This is a genomic window from Cupriavidus sp. GW822-FHT06G04 (assembly GCF_058799075.1).
The window spans coordinates 384,294-399,256 of record NZ_JBXALD010000005.1 but is presented as its reverse complement, the minus strand read 5'-3'; the positions used below and the strand labels follow the sequence as shown (position 1 = coordinate 399,256).

The window sequence follows — 14,963 nt, the reverse complement described above, 5'->3', positions numbered from 1 at the left end:
CGCCTTCATCGCCGGCTGTCATTTATCCCATTTTTATCGACCCACGCATCCGTCACTGCCATGGCCAAGCGAGCCCCACCGCTGTTCCTGTTTGCCCTGCCCGCGCTGCTTGTGTTCCTGGCGTTCTTTTGCCTGCCGATGGCGCGGCTGATCGAAGTGAGCCTGACCGGCAAGGACGGCGCGGGCGTGTACTGGACGGTGCTGACCAGCGCGCGCTATCTGCACAGCCTGGCGGTGACCGTGCTGCTGTCGGCCGCAGTCACGCTCGCCACGCTGGTGATTGCCGGGATCGCGGGCACCTTCCTGCAGCGCCATGCGGTGCCCGGCAAGCCGGTGCTGGTGGCGATGCTGACCTTTCCGCTGGCATTTCCGGGGGTGGTGATCGGCTTCATGGTGATCATGCTGGGCGGACGCAACGGGCTGCTGGCAAACATCGGCGACGCGCTGGCGGGCGAGCGGTGGACCTTTGCCTATGGCCTGACCGGATTGTTCGTCGGCTATCTCTATTTCTCGATTCCGCGCGTGATCCTGACCGTGATGGCCGCGGTGGAAAAACTCGACGCCTCGCTGGAAGAAGCGGCGCGCTCGCTCGGCGCAAGCCCCTGGCGCGTGGTGCGCGACGTGATGTTGCCCGCGCTGATGCCGGCCATGCTGTCGAGCGGGGCGATCTGCTTTGCCACCAGCATGGGCGCGTTTGGCACCGCGTTCACGCTGGCCACGCAGCTCGATGTACTGCCGCTGACCATCTACAACGAATTCACCAACTACGCCAACTTCGGCATGGCCGCCGCGTTGTCGATCCTGCTTGGCGTGGTGACATGGGTATTGCTGGCGCTGGCGCGCTGGTATTCCGGCGACGCCGTCGCCGCCACGGCCTGAGGACTTTCGCATGAACGGATCCCAACCTCGCGCAGCGCTGCCCCGACGGACTGGCGGGTACTGGCTGCAACTGACGTTGACCCTGGCGGTATGCGTCTTCATGACCGTGCCTGTAGTGCTCTCCGTGCTGGCGGGACTGACCAACAACATCTTCGTCGGACTTTCGAGCGGCCTGACCACGCGCTGGCTTGTCGAAGTCTGGTCGCTCTATCGCAACACCATCTTCCTGTCGCTGGGCATTGCGCTGGCGTGCCTGGCCTGCACGCTGGTGCTGGGCGTGCCCGCCGCGTACTACATGGCCGTGCGTCGCAACCGGCTGACGCGGGTCATCGAGGAATTGCTGATGCTGCCCGTGGCGTTGCCGGGCCTGGCCACGGCGCTCGGTCTGATCCTGCTGTACGGCGGCTGGCAAGGCCTGCGCACGAGCTGGGTGTTCATCCTGATCGGGCACGTGCTGTTCACGCTGCCATTCATGGTGCGCGCGGTGCTGGCGATCCTGTCCGCCATCGACATCCACACGCTGGAAGACGCGGCGGCCAGCCTGGGCGCCACGCGCATGCAGCGCTTTTTCACCGTGGTGCTGCCCAACTGCCGCCAGGGCATCCTGGCCGGTGCGCTGATGGTGGTCACGCTGTCGGTGGGCGAATTCAACCTGACGTGGATGCTGCATACGCCCACCACGCAGACCTTGCCGGTAGGCCTGGCCGACAGTTATGCCTCGATGCGGCTCGAGATCGGCTCGGCCTACACCATCGTGTTCTTCGTGATGATCATCCCGCTGCTGGTATTCATGCAGGTGCTCAGCGCCCTCGGTGCGCGCACCCGGCGCCACGCGCCGCGCGCGCAAGCCGCGCATGACGACGCAACCGCAGCCCTGCCCCACTCCGCCGAAACCCGCCATGCATGAACCGACCCCGATCCGCCTGCGCCAGTGCGGCAAGACCTTTGCCGACGGCACCACAGCGCTGCAACCGCTCGACCTCGATATCGGCGCCGCCGAAACGGTAGTGCTGCTGGGCCCATCGGGCTGCGGCAAGACCACCACGCTGCGCATCATCGCCGGCCTGGAGCAACCGGACGACGGCGGCGAAGTATGGTTTGGCGACACGCGCGTGACCGCGCAGCCGATCGAGCAGCGCGGCGTTGGCATGGTGTTTCAGAACTACGCGCTGTTCCCCAATATGAGCGTGGCCGAAAACATCGCCTACGGGCTGCGCGTGCGCCGCATCGATAGCGCCACGCGCAAGCGGCGCGTCGACGAGATGCTGGAGATGATGCATCTGCAGCCATTCGCCGACCGCCGTATCGATCAGCTCTCCGGCGGCCAGCGGCAACGCGTGGCCCTGGCGCGCGCCATCGCGGTGCAGCCGCGCGTGCTTCTGCTGGATGAACCGCTGACCGCGCTCGATGCAAAGCTGCGCGACGCACTGCGCGCCGACATCAACCAGTTGCTGCGCAGCCTGCATATCACCGCGGTGTACGTCACGCACGACCAGGCCGAAGCGATGGCGCTGGGCGACCGCATCATCGTGATGGACAAGGGCCGCATTGCGCAGGCCGGCACGCCGCAGGACATCTATCGCGCGCCCGCCAACGCCTTCGTGGCGGACTTCATCGGCACCATGAATCATCTGCCGGGCACCGCCGAAGCGGGACGCTGGCGCGTGCCGGGCGGCACAGTGCCGATGGGGCCGCCCGCCGACGCGCCGGTCTCGCCGTCGGTGAGCCTGATGTTCCGGCCGGAGGACGTGGCGCTGGTGCACGCCGATCACGCCCACGTGGAAGGCACGATCGTCACCGCGCTGTTCCTGGGCAACCACACGCGCCTGCTGGTGGAAGTTGGCGCGGCGAGGCCGCTGATCGTCGACACCGCGCGACGCGATGCATGGCAGCCCGGCGAGCGCGTGGGCCTGCGCATCGATACCGATAACCTGATCACTCTGGTGGAAGCCGCATGAACGCCGCAACCTCCGCGCCCTATCTGGTGGCGCAACTGACCGACCTGCATATCAAGGCGGGCGGCAAGATGTCGTATCGCATGGTCGATACCGCAGGCGCATTGCACACCGTCATCGACACGCTGCTGGCCGCGCCGCAGTTGCCGGACATCGTGGTCGTGACCGGCGATCTGGTCGACTTTGGCGACGAGCACGAGTATCGCTTCTTGCGCGATATCCTCCAGCGCCTGCCGATGCCGATCCGGCTGCTGCCCGGCAACCACGACCATCGCGCGTCACTGCGCCGCGTGTTTGCCGATCATGACTATCTGTTCGCCTATGGCGACGGCGATGAGGACGCGCCCACCCACTACGCGATGGACGCGGGCCCGCTGCGGCTGGTGGGATTCGACTGCACGATGCCGGGCCGGCCTGGCGGACGCGCGGAGCCCGACGGGCTGGCATGGCTCGACGCCGCGCTTGCCGCCGCACCGGCACAGCCGACGCTGGTGATGCTGCATCATCCGCCGTTCCACACCGGCATTGGCCATATGGATGCGCAAGGGCTGGAAAACGCCGCCGCGCTGGAAGCCGTCATTGCGCGGCACCCACAAGTAGAACGCGTGATCTGCGGACACCTGCACCGCCATATCACGCGACGCTTTGGCGGCACCATCGCCATGACCGCTCCGGGCCCCGCGCACCAGGTGGCGCTGGACCTGAGCCCGCAGGCCGAGTCGCGCTTTCGCCTGGAACCGCCTGGCTACCTGCTGCACTGGTGGCATCCCGTGCACGGGCTGGTCACGCATCTGGCGGCCAGCGGCGACTACGGTGCCCTGCATCCGTTCTTCGATGCCCACGGCAAGCTGATCGACTGAATCGTCCCGCGCATCTTCGGCATTCGCATTGTCTGCCGTGTCATGCCAAAAGAAACTTTGAAATCCCGCGGCGAATATCCGCGGGATTTTTTTTATCTGCTTTCTCGATGCGAATCTATGCTTCATGGAATCCCATTACATGCCCGCCATCCATGAACGCCATCACCCTGCAAGGCCATCACACCTCGTCTCCCGAACTGGAACAATGGCTCGCCAGCCATATCGCCCTTGGCTTCCAGCCCGAATCGCTGGTGCAGACAATGCTGAAATCGGGGTACAACGAGATGTTCGCGCGCGGCATCGTCGCGGCGGCATTCCAGCACGCGGCAAGCGGCAACCATCCACCCGCAGTGCAGCGCGCCGTGGAAACCCACGCCGATTCGTCGGAGGCCGTGCAACTGTCCGACAACAACGTGTTCACGCATGAGGGACACGACATCTCGGTGCTGTTTTCACTTAAGGCGCCGCGCGTGGTGCTGCTGAAGAATCTGCTTGCGCCGCGCGAGTGCGATGCGCTGATCGCGCTGTCGCGCGACCGCCTGCGTCGCTCGCCCGTAGTGGACCCTGCCTCCGGATCGGAAAGCCTGGTGGACGCGCGCACCAGCATGGGCGCCATGTTCCAGTTGGGCGAACATGCGCTGCTCCAGCGCATCGAGGCGCGCATCGCCGCACTCACAGGCGTGCCGGCCGACCATGGCGAAGGGCTGCAGATTCTGCACTATCAGCCTGGCGGCGAGTACAAGCCGCACTTCGATTTTTTCTCCGCCACACAGGCAGGCGAAGCGCTGCAGTTGCGCACCGGCGGACAGCGCATCGCCACGCTGGTGATCTACCTGAACAATCCCGTGGCCGGCGGCGGCACCGGCTTTCCGCGCATCGGCCTGGAAATCGCACCGGTCAAGGGCAATGCGGTGCTGTTCAGTTACCTGCTGCCCGACGGCACGCTGGACGAGCGTACGCTGCATGCCGGGCTACCGGTGATCGAGGGAGAAAAGTGGATCGCCACCAAGTGGCTGCGCGAGCGCCCCTATTGCCCGTAACGGGGCGGGACGGGGAGCGCTTCACAACGCGCCGACGGCGCATTCTTTTAACTCGGGGATTTGCGATAACAACACCGCATGGCGGTTTCTACTCTGTGATGCAGACAAATAAGCTTGCCACGACGTGCCAGCCCTGTGGGGCGCCACCCGTCGTCGTCACCGAGTATGAAAATGAAGCCCCGTACCCTGTTCGGGACCCTGCGATTTGGCCTGCTGCTGGGCGCAATCGCAGTGGCCCTGCCCGCCGCCAGCCATACCAGACCGCTTACGCGGCAGCTCAGTGATTTCCGCGTGGAGAAACCGTCATGGTTTGGGACGGTGAATCGTCCGCGCGTCGCCCTGCCAACCAATGAGGTCGTATCGAACGCCATGGTGCTGATCGGCATTCCCTATCGCTGGGGCGGCAACACCCCCGAAAGCGGACTCGACTGCAGCGGCTTTGTGCGCTACGTCTACAACAGTACCCACGGCATCGAACTGCCGCGACGCGCCATCGACATGGTGCGCGCCGGCGAACTGGTCGCCGTAAATGATCTGCAGCCTGGCGATTTGGTGTTCTTCAAGACCAAGCCGCGCACCATTTCCCATGTCGGCATCTATATCGGCAACGACAGATTCGTGCACGCGCCTTCCACCGGACAATCCATCCGCGTGGACAGCATTCACGACACGTACTGGGGCCGCAAGTATGCGGGCGCCCGGCGCATCGACACCGCAACGGCCTGACGCGCGGACGGCCGCACCATGTTTCGCAACGCTGCGCGCACACCTCGGGCCGATGCGCCGCGACGGCCTCGGCCGATGAGCGCGCGCATCGCACTCGGGGTCGCTTGCGCAAGCCTGTTGGCCGCATCGCCGGCCGCCTGGGCAATGTTCAAATGTCACTGGCCGGACCAGACCAGCAACTACGCCACACAGCGGCAGCCAGGCGCGCGCTGCGAGCGCGCGGGCCTGGTCGATGCGCCGGCCCCTGTCGCAGCGCCCACGCCGGCCAAGGCTGCCGCGCCGCAAACGTCGGCGGCACCCGCTGGCCTCTCTACCACCGCAGTCGATGCATCGTCCCCACTCGCTGGCGCCCAGCCGTCGATCGACACCGGGTCCGCCCCGGCCACCGCAACGCAGGCGCCGCCGCGTAGCTATACGCGCACGCGCGAAGTGCGCGTGTACGCCTATGTCGTCGATGGCGTGCGGCACTTCAGCAATCGCAAGCCGGTGGGCGTGTCGGAGCGCATGCAGACGCTGAAGCTCACATACGTCGAGACCTGCTTTCTGTGCGGTCCGCGCGCCGTGCCCGGCGGCGGCATCGGCGCGCTGCGGCTCGATACGCAGGCATATCGTGCGGAGATCGATCTGGCATCGCGCGATTTCGGCGTGGAAGCGGCGCTGGTCCGCGCAGTCGTGCATGCCGAATCGGGCTATCGGTCAAACGTGATCTCGCGCGCCGGGGCACAGGGATTGATGCAGCTGATGCCCGCGACAGCCGAGCGCTTCAGCGTGAAGGATCCATTCGATGCGGCGCAGAACATTCGCGGCGGCGTGGCGTATCTGGCGTGGCTGCTCAAACGCTTCGACGGGAATGTGGATCTGGCGCTGGCGGGCTTCAATGCGGGCGAAGGCGCCGTGGCCCGGTACAGCGGCATTCCGCCTTACGCGGAAACGCAAACCTATGTGGCGCGCGTCAAGGCATTGGCGCAGCGGTACCGGGGCGTCCCCAGTACCGCTGCGCAGGAATAAAAAAGGCCGGCAAGCCCGGAGGAGACAGGCACGCCGGCCAAGCCGCCCCCTACTTGGTGTTATCGATTACCGTTTGACCGTTGAGCTCGACCTTGCCCCGGAAGAAGTAGTCGGTGCAACGCTTGAAATCGCCCGGCGTGACGAGCGAGAACGGCATCTGGTAATCGACGAGTTTGCACGCCACGGCCGGCTTGCCGTTGCGCCATCCCCAGTCCTTGTCGAGATACGCCTTGATGGCGCCCGCCGAACCCGGGGCAAAGCCGCGCATCGCTGCGCAGCCAAGCGGCTCGTCGTCCGGAATCGGCACGTTGAGCTCGCGCGCCATTTCGCGATACGCTGCGATGCGGTTCACCACCTGCTGCCTTTCGGATCCCCCGCCGCCGCACTCGATGCCACCGTTGATGATGTACACGGTGGCGCCAAAGCCGGGCTTCATGTTGTTGGCGATGTCGACCGAGTTGGGCTTGAATGTCCCGTCGACCACCCAGGTCATCGGCGGCTTCGGCGTTTGCGGCGTGACGGCGAACCACACCGCCGAGGCAAAGTTCAGCCAGGTGTCGGCAACGCGGCCGGGGTTATCCAGCAGTACGTTCACATCGCCATAGAGCGCCTCGGAGAACGGGCCGAAGTTGTAGTTCCATGAGAGCTGCTTGGAACCACGCCCGAAATAGTCGAGATAGCGTCCCGAAGAATTCTTGCCGCATGGATAGAAGATCCAGTTGGTGGCGTGCGATCCGGGCTGACATTGCTGATACGCACCGACCGCCGAACCTTCCTGATAGCCCGACTCACGCAGATACCACAGCGCCTGCTTGTAAGACGGAATCGCGGTGTTCTGCGACATCGACGCCAGTACCGGGTTGTTGTGCTCCGGATAGGCCTTCGCTTGTGCCGGCGTGAGCGACGGCCAGTTTGCGCCGGTCTCCTGCACGAAATGCGCGAACGAGGTGGCCAGCAGCTTGCGGCAGATTGCCTCCGCATTGCGGCCGTCGTTGTAGTCGCCGCAATAGGCTGGGAACTTGGCAATGCCGCGCAGCAGGTTGGTATAGGAATAGCTGGTGTGGCGGATCGGGAATAGCGCGTCGAACTTTGCTTCCGGCAGGATTGCCTCGACACGCCGCACGTTCGACGGATTGGCGGCGCGGCCAGGCACCACAGCTTCCACCTCCTGATCCGGCAGCACACGCAACGCCTCCCGGATCAACTCGATCTGACCGCGCGACTGCGCCACCAGCGAGGCCTCTTCCTGGCTAAGCGCCGCCGCACTCGGATAATCGGCGGGCTCCGGAATGTAGATCAGCTTCGGCTTGTACGCCGCAGGGGCGGGAGCGGGCGCGGGCGCAGGCGATGGCGCAGGCGCGGGTGCGGGCGCAGGCGCAGGCGCAGGCGCAGGCGCAGGCGCAGGTGCAGGTGCCGGTGCCGGTGCCGGTGCTGGTGCCGGTGCTGGTGCCGGTGCTGGTGCTGGTGCTGGTGCTGGCGCTGGTGCTGGTGCCGGTGCTGGCGCTGGTGCTGGCGCAGGAGACGGCGCGGGCGCTGGTGCTGGTGCCGGCGCTGGCGCTGGCGCAGGCGCTGGCGCTGGCGCTGGCGCGGGCGCAGGAGACGGCGCCGGTGTGGCGCCACTGCCATCGCATGGACCGATGTCTTCCCAGACGCCCCATTGGCCTGTGGTAGTGGGATCTTCGCCGCGCGTCCACCATTTGTTCCGATACATGCGATCGCCACGGGTTACCTGCATGCCGGCCTTGTCATAGGCCTGACTGGACGACCACGCCGGCGCGCACGCAGCTGCCGAGGGCGAAGGCGCCGGCACTGGTGCTGGTGCTGGCGTCGGTACTGGCACTGGTACAGGGGCCGGTGCTGGCGTGGGTGCTGGTGCTGGCGTGGGTGCTGGTGCCGGAGCGGGAGCGGGTGCAGGTGCAGGTGCCGGCTTTGGTGCCGGTGCCGGTGCCGGCGCCGGTGCGGGCGCGCCGCCATCGCACGCACCCTTGTCATCCCACGGGCCCCACTGTTCGGCGCCCGGCGTATTGTTCCGGGTCCACCATTTGTTCTGGTAGGTCCGGCCGTTGTAGCTGACCGCCTGTCCCGGCTGCGGATAGGTGGCGCCACTGTCCCATGCGGGCGGGCATGGCGCCGCAAGCGCGGCTTGCGACGCGAGCGATGCGGCGCATGCGGCGGCGGCCACCGCAATGCTATTCAATGAAAACAACGGACGCATATTCACACTCCAATTGATCGATCGGCAGGCGTTGCGCACAACGCCACCACACAAGGCTTCGCGGCGACGCTCGAAAAAGCGTTCGCGCGACGGCCTCCGTCATTGCTTGATCGGACAGAGATGGAGCGCCGACATGCGCGCCGGCAAATCGGCGCTCCATCCAGGGGCGCGACGGACTACTGCCGCATTTCACCCATCACCTTGAGCAGTTCCGCGTCGGGGCTGTCGCCGTCCAGTGCCCACGAGAACACGCCGCGCAGATTGTTTTGCTTGGCGTAGTTCACTTTCACGCGCACCACAGCGGGCGTGTCGTAGGACCAGAAAGTGCTGCCGTCATATTTCCAGGACTGCCTGGTGATCGGATGCTCGCGCACGGTGCCCGGCCGGCTCTTGAGCACCTTGTAGTCCTCGATGCCCAGCTCGTAGGTGCCCGGCGCCGGCTTGGTCGCGGTCTGATAGAGCCCGTCGCCTTTCGGTCCCGCTTGCACGCCGGTCCAGCCGCGTCCGTAGAACGGAATGCCCACCACGATCTTCGAAGCCGGCACACCCTTGGCCAGCAGCGTCTTCACCGCGGTGTCGACGTTGTAGCTCCGGCCGACGTCCGTCTTCGCATTGGGGCTGTCCGGGTCCGGGTACAGGTGGGACTGGAAGTCCGTCGGGCCGGTCGGCTCCCAGCCGCCGTGGAAGTCGTAGGTCATGACGTTGATCCAGTCGAGCGACTTGCTGTACTCGGCCGGATCCGTGTTGGCGATCTTGTCGCCGCCCGATCCGATGGCCGCTGTCAGCGCGTAGCGCTTGCCGGTTTGCGCGCCGTAGGCATCGAGCTGCCTGCGGAATTCCTGCAGCAGCAGCGTGTAGTTGGCCTTGTCATTGGCATCCACGTTGTTGTACGGCTGGCCGCCGCCACCGGGGAATTCCCAGTCGATGTCGATGCCATCGAACACGCCCGCGCCCGAGCCTTCGCCACCCGCGTTGCCGGCGGAATCAAACGGCAGATTGCCCTTGATGTAGAGGTTGATACAGGACGCCACCAGTTGCTTGCGCAGTGCATCTGTCGCCGCGGCTTTGCTGAACCACTTGGACCACGTCCAGCCGCCCAGCGAGATATACGCCTTCAGGTTCGGATGCTTGGCCTTGAGCTTCTTGAGCTGATTGAAGTTGCCCTTGAGCGGCCCAACCTTGCCGTTGCGCGGATCGTTCCAGGCCATCGATCCGGACCAGGTGTCGCCCACGCCATCGACCGAATCGGAGCTCTCGAAGCCCTTGGCGAAGTCAGCCCAGGCATCGCCGCCGTCTCCGGCGCCCGGGGCGTTTGGATCCGTCGCGCCGACTTCGAGCTGGTTGATGATGTCGCATTCATAGCCGCCGTTCCGCTGGTAGATGTTGCCGAAGGCGTAGTTGATGAACGTGAGCCGCTGCGCGCTGCCCGACCTGTCGACATCCTTGACCTTGTAGTTGCGCCCGTAGATGCCCCACGCCGCGAAATATGCGCCGACTTCCTTGCCGCCCGCCGACGGGCTCGGCGCCGGTGAAGGCGCGGGAGCGGGAGCCGGCGTCGGTGTCGGTGCCGGTGCCGGTGCCGGTGTCGGTGCTGGTGCCGGTGTCGGTGCCGGTGTCGGTGCTGGTGCCGGTGTCGGTGTAGGTGCTGGTGTCGGAGCCGGTGTCGGTGCCGGTGCAGGTGCGGGTGCAGGCGCAGGAGCAGGTGCAGGTGCAGGTGCCGGAGCGGGAGCGGGAGCGGGAGCCGGAGCGGGAGCGGGCGTGGGCGCGGCACTGCTATCGCACGCGCCGATATCCTCCCACACGCCCCATTGGCCGGAGGCTGTGGGATCGTCGCCGGAGGTCCACCACTTGTTGCGGTAGATGTGCCCGTTGCGCGCCACCTGCGTGCCGGTCTTGGCATAGACCGTGCCGGACGACCATTCGGCCGGGCATGCGCCCGCCGCCGGGCTTGGCGCCGGAGATGGCGATGGCGATGGCGATGGCGTCGGAACTGGTGACGGTGACGGTGACGGCGATGGTGATGGCGCGGGCGAAGGCGTCCCTCCGCTCTCGCAAGCGCCCTTGTCCTCCCACGGTCCCCATTGCTCCGCGCCTGGCGTATTGTTCCGGGTCCACCATTTGTTCTGGTACACCCGTCCGTTGTAGCTGACGGAGCTACCAGTTTGTGCATATACAGCGTTGCTGTCCCATGGCACGGGACACGGCGCGGCCATCGCGGATTGCGTCGCCATCGAAGCGACGCAGGCTGCGGCGGCCACCGCAAGGGTGTTCAAGGAAACTAACGGACGCATACGACACTCCCTTCTTGATCAGATCAAAGGCGCCAAGCAAAACGCCTTCGCACGAAAAATGCGCCAATGCCCTTTCCGGGCGTTACGCGCCTCTATCTCCTCGTCATGCCGCTTTCTGGGAAGAACACGAATTTCCACTCTTCATAGGTGGTTGCCAACGCAAAACTGCTGTACCGATCCGGGAATTCATCCTTCTTCAAGGGCGTGCCCGGTGCATTGCTGTAGACGCCAAACAGCTCCCGCGCCGGCCCGTTGATGACCTGCCATGGACCACCCGTCATCGGGTCGGAATACGCATCTCGCAGATGCCGCCGCACAAACGACGCGCGTGGATCGCGCACCAGATCGCGTATTTCCATGGGATACGCGCCGCTCGTGTCGGCCCGCACATAGCTCTCGATGCCGCGCCGGATCGCATTGCCCTTGCGCAGCAGATCGATCTCCTTGTTCCGCTGCGTAATCGTCGTCCACATCTGTCCCACACTTGCCAGATAGATCCCGAGCAGCGCCACGCACACCAGCACGCCGATGATGCCGACGCCGTGCGCCCGCCTGCCACGCATTGCGTGGCGCCGTTGCGCGCTACCACGATGCATAGTCGCTCCCGTCCGCGCCCTTGCCTGGCGCACCGCTTCTGACGTCGTACACGCCCGGCTTGCCGTCCGGCGAGGGCGAGGTCTTCCACGTCGAGCGGCTTCGCGTCACGGGGTCCAGCGGCACCTCGCGCAGGTATTTCTTTTCCACCAGTTCCTCCAGCGTCTGCGGATACTTGCCCTGGTCCGCGCGAAAACGGTCGATCGAATCGCGCATCGAGCTCAGGTTTTCCCGCAACACGGTCTCCCTGGCCTTGTCCGTCTGACCGAAGAACTGCGGCACTACCAGCGTCAGGAGCGTGGCGATGATGGCCAGCACCACGAGCAGTTCGATCAGCGTGAATCCACGTAGCATCCGTTTCGGCATGGCCTTCACCACCTGCGATAGGGAATGCCGTTCAGCCCTTCTTCCTCGGACAGCGAATACACGTCGTACACGTCGTCTCCTTCGCTGGGCGATTCGGCAGAGCTTGCATAGCTGCGTTTTCCCCACGTCTGCCCGTCGCTCTTGCTCGGGCAATTGCACATCGGGTCCCGCGGAATGCGCCGCAGAAAATAAAGGTTGGCCTTGCTCGGGCTGGTTTTGTCCAGCACGCCTTCGACCAGCACATCGAGGTTGGGCGGATAGCCGCTGTCGCCCACGGCGCGATCGATCTTTCCGTCCTCGGCCGCCTTCTTGTAGGCATCGAGCGCATCGCGGATCTGCCACAGCGCGCGCGTCAGCTGCTCTTCGCGATCGCGTTGCACCACCATGTGCTGCAACGGCAGCGCCACGCTGGCCAACGCCGCCAGGATGGCCAGCGTCACCAGCATCTCGATGAGGGTGAAGCCGCGCGTCTTCATTTCGAACGCGCCTTGTCGGTCTTCGTCGCGCCGGGCAGTTGCAGCGGCGGCGGCGGAATCTGCACACCCTTGGGCGGCACGACCACGTCCTCGTTGGTGGGGAACAGATCGCGCTCGGTGGTGACGCGCGCTTCCGTACCGGAATCGAAGGACACCACGTTGCCCGCCGGCATAGCCTGGTTGCGCACCACGCGCGGCGTCAGCATCAGAATCAGCTCGGTCTGCCGGCCGTCGTTGGTCTTGGTGCCGAAAATGCGATCGAACCCCGGGATGCGGCTCAGGCCCGGCAGCCCGGATCCGGCATCGCGCTGGTTACGCTGCAGCAGCCCCGCCAGCACCTGCGTCTCGTTGTTGCGCACGCTCATCACCGTTTCCGCCGTGCGTGTGCCGATCTGGTAGGCCACCAGCCCGGTGCTGGTCTCGATCGTGTCGGTGACGTTGGAAACTTCCATGCGCAGCTTTACCTGCACCTCGTTGTCGCCGACGATCACGGGCGCCACCTCGAGCGTCAGGCCCACGTCCTGATAGTTCACGCTCTCCGAGCTGAAGTTGCTGGACAGCGTGGTGGTCACCACCGGCAGGCGGTCGCCGATCAGCACCTTGGCCTTTTCGCGGTTGCGCACGCGAATGCGCGGCGTGGCCAGTGTCTTGGTCTTGCCCTGGCTCTGCAGGAAGTCGACGCCAAGCGGCCCGATCTGCACCAGCACGTTGCCGCCGTTGATGCGGCGCAGCTCGTCCATCGTGATGTAGCCGGGCACGCGCTGCTGACCGTCGTCACCGGAGGACTGCAGCGAGAACTGCGCACTGGTTGGATACTTGATGCCGAGCTGCAGCAGATCAGACGTCGACACCTCGAGCACCTGCGCCTCGATCACCACCTCGGCCGGCGCAACGTCGAGCGCCGCGATCAAACGCTCGGCCACGCGGATGGTCTCCGGCGCGTCGCGCATGATGATTGCGTTGGTGCGCTCGTCGAGCACCACGTCGCGCGTCTTGACCATCTGCTTGAGCATGGCCAGCACCTGCTGCGCCTGCGCGTTCTGCAGATAGAACGTGCGCACGGTCAGGTCGCGGTATTCGGCTTCCTTGTCCTGGCGCTTCGGATAGATCAGCACCGAATTGCCGCTGACGATCTTGCTGGCCAGTTGGTTGGCCTGCAGCACCATCGACAGCACCTGCCGCACGGGCGTGTTGTTGGCGAAGATGGTGGTCGGCGCGCTGGCCGGCACATCTTTGTCGAATGTGAAGTTGAGCCCGGTGATGTTGGAAACCAGCTCGAAGATGCTGATCAGCGGTTGATCGCGAAACTGCACCGAGATCGGCTTGTTGAGATCGCGGCCGAGCGTGGCGGTCAACTCCGGCGTGCGCGCCGCCAGGATCTCGTCGCGCAGCTTGCTGGCGCGGGTATTGCCCGGCTGCTTCTCCAGCACATCGTGCAACGCGGTCAGCGCTTCGTCGGCGCGCGTAATGCGGATCGACGCCGCATAGTTGATCGCGGCATCGATCGGTCCTTGCCGCTCGATCCACTCGATCATGGCGCGCGGACCGTCGTCGCCAGGCGCCGCCTGTTGCGCCTTGCGCGCCCATTCCAGCGCCTGCTCGGAGTCGCCGCCTTCGTAGGCCACCGACGCCTTGCCGATATACGCGTCGACGATCTGCCGGCGCATTTGCAGATACCGGCTGCGCAGATCGAGATCGTCGGGCTGGTCCTGGGACTTCTGTGCGAGCAATTCCAGCGCGGCGTCCGGCGAGAGCGTGTTCAGTTGCTCGTCGAGCTCGCGCTGACGCAGCTCGCTGGCGCATCCGCCCAGAAGCGGTACCAGCAACCAGACGGCCAGAACGCGGCGTTTGCCCTGCTTGCCCCTGAGTCGGCTCATTTGGCTCCTCCCAATGACAACTTCTGTTGGCGCTTCAACGGCAGAAACTGCAGGCGAAGTTCGCGGCGATTGATTTCTTCGATCCGGTACGTTTCCATCAGGACATCGCCCTTGCGCAGGAAACCGCGCCGCTTGCATCCCACGCATACCGGAAATTCGCGACCCGATGCGTTGAGCACCACGTAGAACGTGCCATCCGCGTCGAGCCACAGCGAGCGCACCGTGAAAGGCAAAGCCGGCGGCTGCGGCGGCGCCGCGGGCGCAGCGATCGCGGCGGGATCGGGTGGCGGCGGTGGCGGCGGGTCCCATCGCTGGCTCGGGAAGATGTCCACCGGCGCGCTTGGCGTCGCCGCAAGCGTGGCAGTGGGCTGCTGCGAAGCCTGCGGCTCAGCGCCGTGCGCCGCAGTGGAACCTGCTGCTGCGGCAGAATCGGAAGCGGCAACGGCGCCGGGCGCGATGGAGGCGGGATCGTGTGGTGCGCCATCGCCCTTGCCGGGCGCCGCTGTCGGGGCAGCCGCGGTTTTCGCGGCGGCCGCATTGTTTGCGCCGGTCGACTTGGGGGGCGCCGGTTGTGCATCCGGGGCGGGCTTATCCGCATCATGCAGATAAGCCAGTACAACCAGCCCGATCGCCAACAGCAGCGCGGCCAGTAACGGGCGCGACACGTTGGGCCTGC

15 protein-coding genes and 1 pseudogene are annotated in these 14,963 nt (G+C 65.6%); 8 read left to right on the top strand and 8 right to left on the bottom strand.

Annotated elements, in window-relative coordinates; translation table 11 throughout:
- The first annotated feature begins 60 nt into the window (after nucleotides 1-60).
- From AC1RKI_RS14645 to AC1RKI_RS14615, 7 genes are all read left to right on the top strand, one after another.
- Nucleotides 61-879 (top strand): ABC transporter permease, encoded by an 819-nt coding sequence (locus tag AC1RKI_RS14645; protein ID WP_492795874.1) that lies wholly within the window; start codon nucleotides 61-63, stop codon nucleotides 877-879.
- 10 nt (nucleotides 880-889) lie between these two features.
- Nucleotides 890-1,786: an ABC transporter permease gene (locus AC1RKI_RS14640; protein WP_492795872.1), complete on the top strand. Its 897-nt coding sequence runs from the start codon at nucleotides 890-892 to the stop codon at nucleotides 1,784-1,786.
- Nucleotides 1,779-2,837, top strand: a complete 1,059-nt coding sequence (locus AC1RKI_RS14635; RefSeq protein WP_492795870.1) for an ABC transporter ATP-binding protein — start codon at nucleotides 1,779-1,781, stop codon at nucleotides 2,835-2,837. The genes AC1RKI_RS14640 and AC1RKI_RS14635 overlap by 8 nt, the downstream gene beginning before the upstream one ends.
- Complete coding sequence (locus AC1RKI_RS14630) at nucleotides 2,834-3,694, top strand: phosphodiesterase (protein ID WP_061959205.1); 861 nt, start codon at nucleotides 2,834-2,836, stop codon at nucleotides 3,692-3,694. Before AC1RKI_RS14635 ends, AC1RKI_RS14630 begins: the two co-directional genes overlap by 4 nt.
- A 152-nt stretch (nucleotides 3,695-3,846) precedes the next feature.
- Nucleotides 3,847-4,734: a 2OG-Fe(II) oxygenase gene (locus AC1RKI_RS14625; protein ID WP_061959204.1), complete on the top strand. Its 888-nt coding sequence runs from the start codon at nucleotides 3,847-3,849 to the stop codon at nucleotides 4,732-4,734.
- Between the two features lie 171 nt (nucleotides 4,735-4,905).
- A complete protein-coding gene (locus tag AC1RKI_RS14620; RefSeq protein ID WP_061959203.1) occupies nucleotides 4,906-5,460 on the top strand; it encodes a C40 family peptidase in 555 nt (184 codons plus the stop codon).
- Nucleotides 5,461-5,535: 75 nt separating this feature from the next.
- Nucleotides 5,536-6,468 (top strand): lytic transglycosylase domain-containing protein, encoded by a 933-nt coding sequence (locus AC1RKI_RS14615; RefSeq protein ID WP_492795867.1) that lies wholly within the window; start codon nucleotides 5,536-5,538, stop codon nucleotides 6,466-6,468.
- A 49-nt stretch (nucleotides 6,469-6,517) separates the two neighbouring features.
- Here AC1RKI_RS14615 and AC1RKI_RS14610 read toward each other — a convergent pair whose 3' ends face one another.
- Nucleotides 6,518-7,699, bottom strand: a complete 1,182-nt coding sequence (locus AC1RKI_RS14610) for a chitinase (protein WP_341248936.1) — start codon at nucleotides 7,697-7,699, stop codon at nucleotides 6,518-6,520.
- 116 nt (nucleotides 7,700-7,815) lie between these two features.
- Between AC1RKI_RS14610 and AC1RKI_RS14605 the strand changes: the two genes are divergently transcribed.
- On the top strand, nucleotides 7,816-8,139 hold the full coding sequence (locus AC1RKI_RS14605; RefSeq protein WP_492795913.1) for a hypothetical protein: 324 nt from the start codon (nucleotides 7,816-7,818) through the stop codon (nucleotides 8,137-8,139).
- Nucleotides 8,140-8,473: 334 nt separating this feature from the next.
- Here the strand turns inward: AC1RKI_RS14605 and AC1RKI_RS14600 are convergent.
- From AC1RKI_RS14600 to AC1RKI_RS14570, 7 genes and pseudogenes are all read right to left on the bottom strand, one after another.
- A pseudogene (locus tag AC1RKI_RS14600) lies at nucleotides 8,474-8,683 on the bottom strand (carbohydrate-binding protein); the annotation flags it as partial.
- Between the two features lie 176 nt (nucleotides 8,684-8,859).
- Nucleotides 8,860-10,974 carry a glycosyl hydrolase family 18 protein gene (locus AC1RKI_RS14595; protein WP_492857586.1) on the bottom strand — a complete coding sequence of 705 codons (2,115 nt, stop codon included), beginning with the start codon at nucleotides 10,972-10,974 and terminating at the stop codon, nucleotides 8,860-8,862.
- A gap of 92 nt (nucleotides 10,975-11,066) precedes the next feature.
- A complete protein-coding gene (locus tag AC1RKI_RS14590) occupies nucleotides 11,067-11,537 on the bottom strand; it encodes a type II secretion system protein (RefSeq protein ID WP_244788055.1) in 471 nt (156 codons plus the stop codon).
- 19 nt (nucleotides 11,538-11,556) lie between these two features.
- Entirely contained in the window at nucleotides 11,557-11,934 is a 378-nt protein-coding gene (locus AC1RKI_RS14585; RefSeq protein ID WP_061959224.1) for a type II secretion system protein, read from the bottom strand.
- Between the two features lie 5 nt (nucleotides 11,935-11,939).
- Nucleotides 11,940-12,410, bottom strand: coding sequence for a type II secretion system protein (locus tag AC1RKI_RS14580; protein ID WP_061959201.1), 471 nt, complete (start codon nucleotides 12,408-12,410; stop codon nucleotides 11,940-11,942).
- On the bottom strand, nucleotides 12,407-14,287 hold the full coding sequence (locus AC1RKI_RS14575; RefSeq protein ID WP_061959200.1) for a secretin GspD/PilQ domain-containing protein: 1,881 nt from the start codon (nucleotides 14,285-14,287) through the stop codon (nucleotides 12,407-12,409). The genes AC1RKI_RS14580 and AC1RKI_RS14575 overlap by 4 nt, the downstream gene beginning before the upstream one ends.
- On the bottom strand, nucleotides 14,284-14,952 hold the full coding sequence (locus tag AC1RKI_RS14570; RefSeq protein WP_492795863.1) for a hypothetical protein: 669 nt from the start codon (nucleotides 14,950-14,952) through the stop codon (nucleotides 14,284-14,286). Before AC1RKI_RS14570 ends, AC1RKI_RS14575 begins: the two co-directional genes overlap by 4 nt.
- Nucleotides 14,953-14,963 lie beyond the last annotated feature (11 nt).

Excerpts from the sequence above, each read along its gene's own strand:
- AC1RKI_RS14645 (WP_492795874.1), top strand. The coding sequence starts at position 61 with ATGGCCAAGCGAGCCCCACCGCTGTTCCTGTTTGCCCTGCCCGCGCTG.
- AC1RKI_RS14640 (WP_492795872.1), top strand. The coding sequence starts at position 890 with ATGAACGGATCCCAACCTCGCGCAGCGCTGCCCCGACGGACTGGCGGG.
- AC1RKI_RS14635 (WP_492795870.1), top strand. The coding sequence starts at position 1,779 with ATGCATGAACCGACCCCGATCCGCCTGCGCCAGTGCGGCAAGACCTTT.
- AC1RKI_RS14630 (WP_061959205.1), top strand. The coding sequence starts at position 2,834 with ATGAACGCCGCAACCTCCGCGCCCTATCTGGTGGCGCAACTGACCGAC.
- AC1RKI_RS14625 (WP_061959204.1), top strand. The coding sequence starts at position 3,847 with ATGAACGCCATCACCCTGCAAGGCCATCACACCTCGTCTCCCGAACTG.
- AC1RKI_RS14620 (WP_061959203.1), top strand. The coding sequence starts at position 4,906 with ATGAAGCCCCGTACCCTGTTCGGGACCCTGCGATTTGGCCTGCTGCTG.
- AC1RKI_RS14615 (WP_492795867.1), top strand. The coding sequence starts at position 5,536 with ATGAGCGCGCGCATCGCACTCGGGGTCGCTTGCGCAAGCCTGTTGGCC.
- AC1RKI_RS14605 (WP_492795913.1), top strand. The coding sequence starts at position 7,816 with ATGGCGCAGGCGCGGGTGCGGGCGCAGGCGCAGGCGCAGGCGCAGGCG.
- AC1RKI_RS14595 (WP_492857586.1), bottom strand. The coding sequence starts at position 10,974 with ATGCGTCCGTTAGTTTCCTTGAACACCCTTGCGGTGGCCGCCGCAGCC.
- AC1RKI_RS14590 (WP_244788055.1), bottom strand. The coding sequence starts at position 11,537 with ATGCGTGGCAGGCGGGCGCACGGCGTCGGCATCATCGGCGTGCTGGTG.
- AC1RKI_RS14585 (WP_061959224.1), bottom strand. The coding sequence starts at position 11,934 with ATGCCGAAACGGATGCTACGTGGATTCACGCTGATCGAACTGCTCGTG.
- AC1RKI_RS14580 (WP_061959201.1), bottom strand. The coding sequence starts at position 12,410 with ATGAAGACGCGCGGCTTCACCCTCATCGAGATGCTGGTGACGCTGGCC.
- AC1RKI_RS14575 (WP_061959200.1), bottom strand. The coding sequence starts at position 14,287 with ATGAGCCGACTCAGGGGCAAGCAGGGCAAACGCCGCGTTCTGGCCGTC.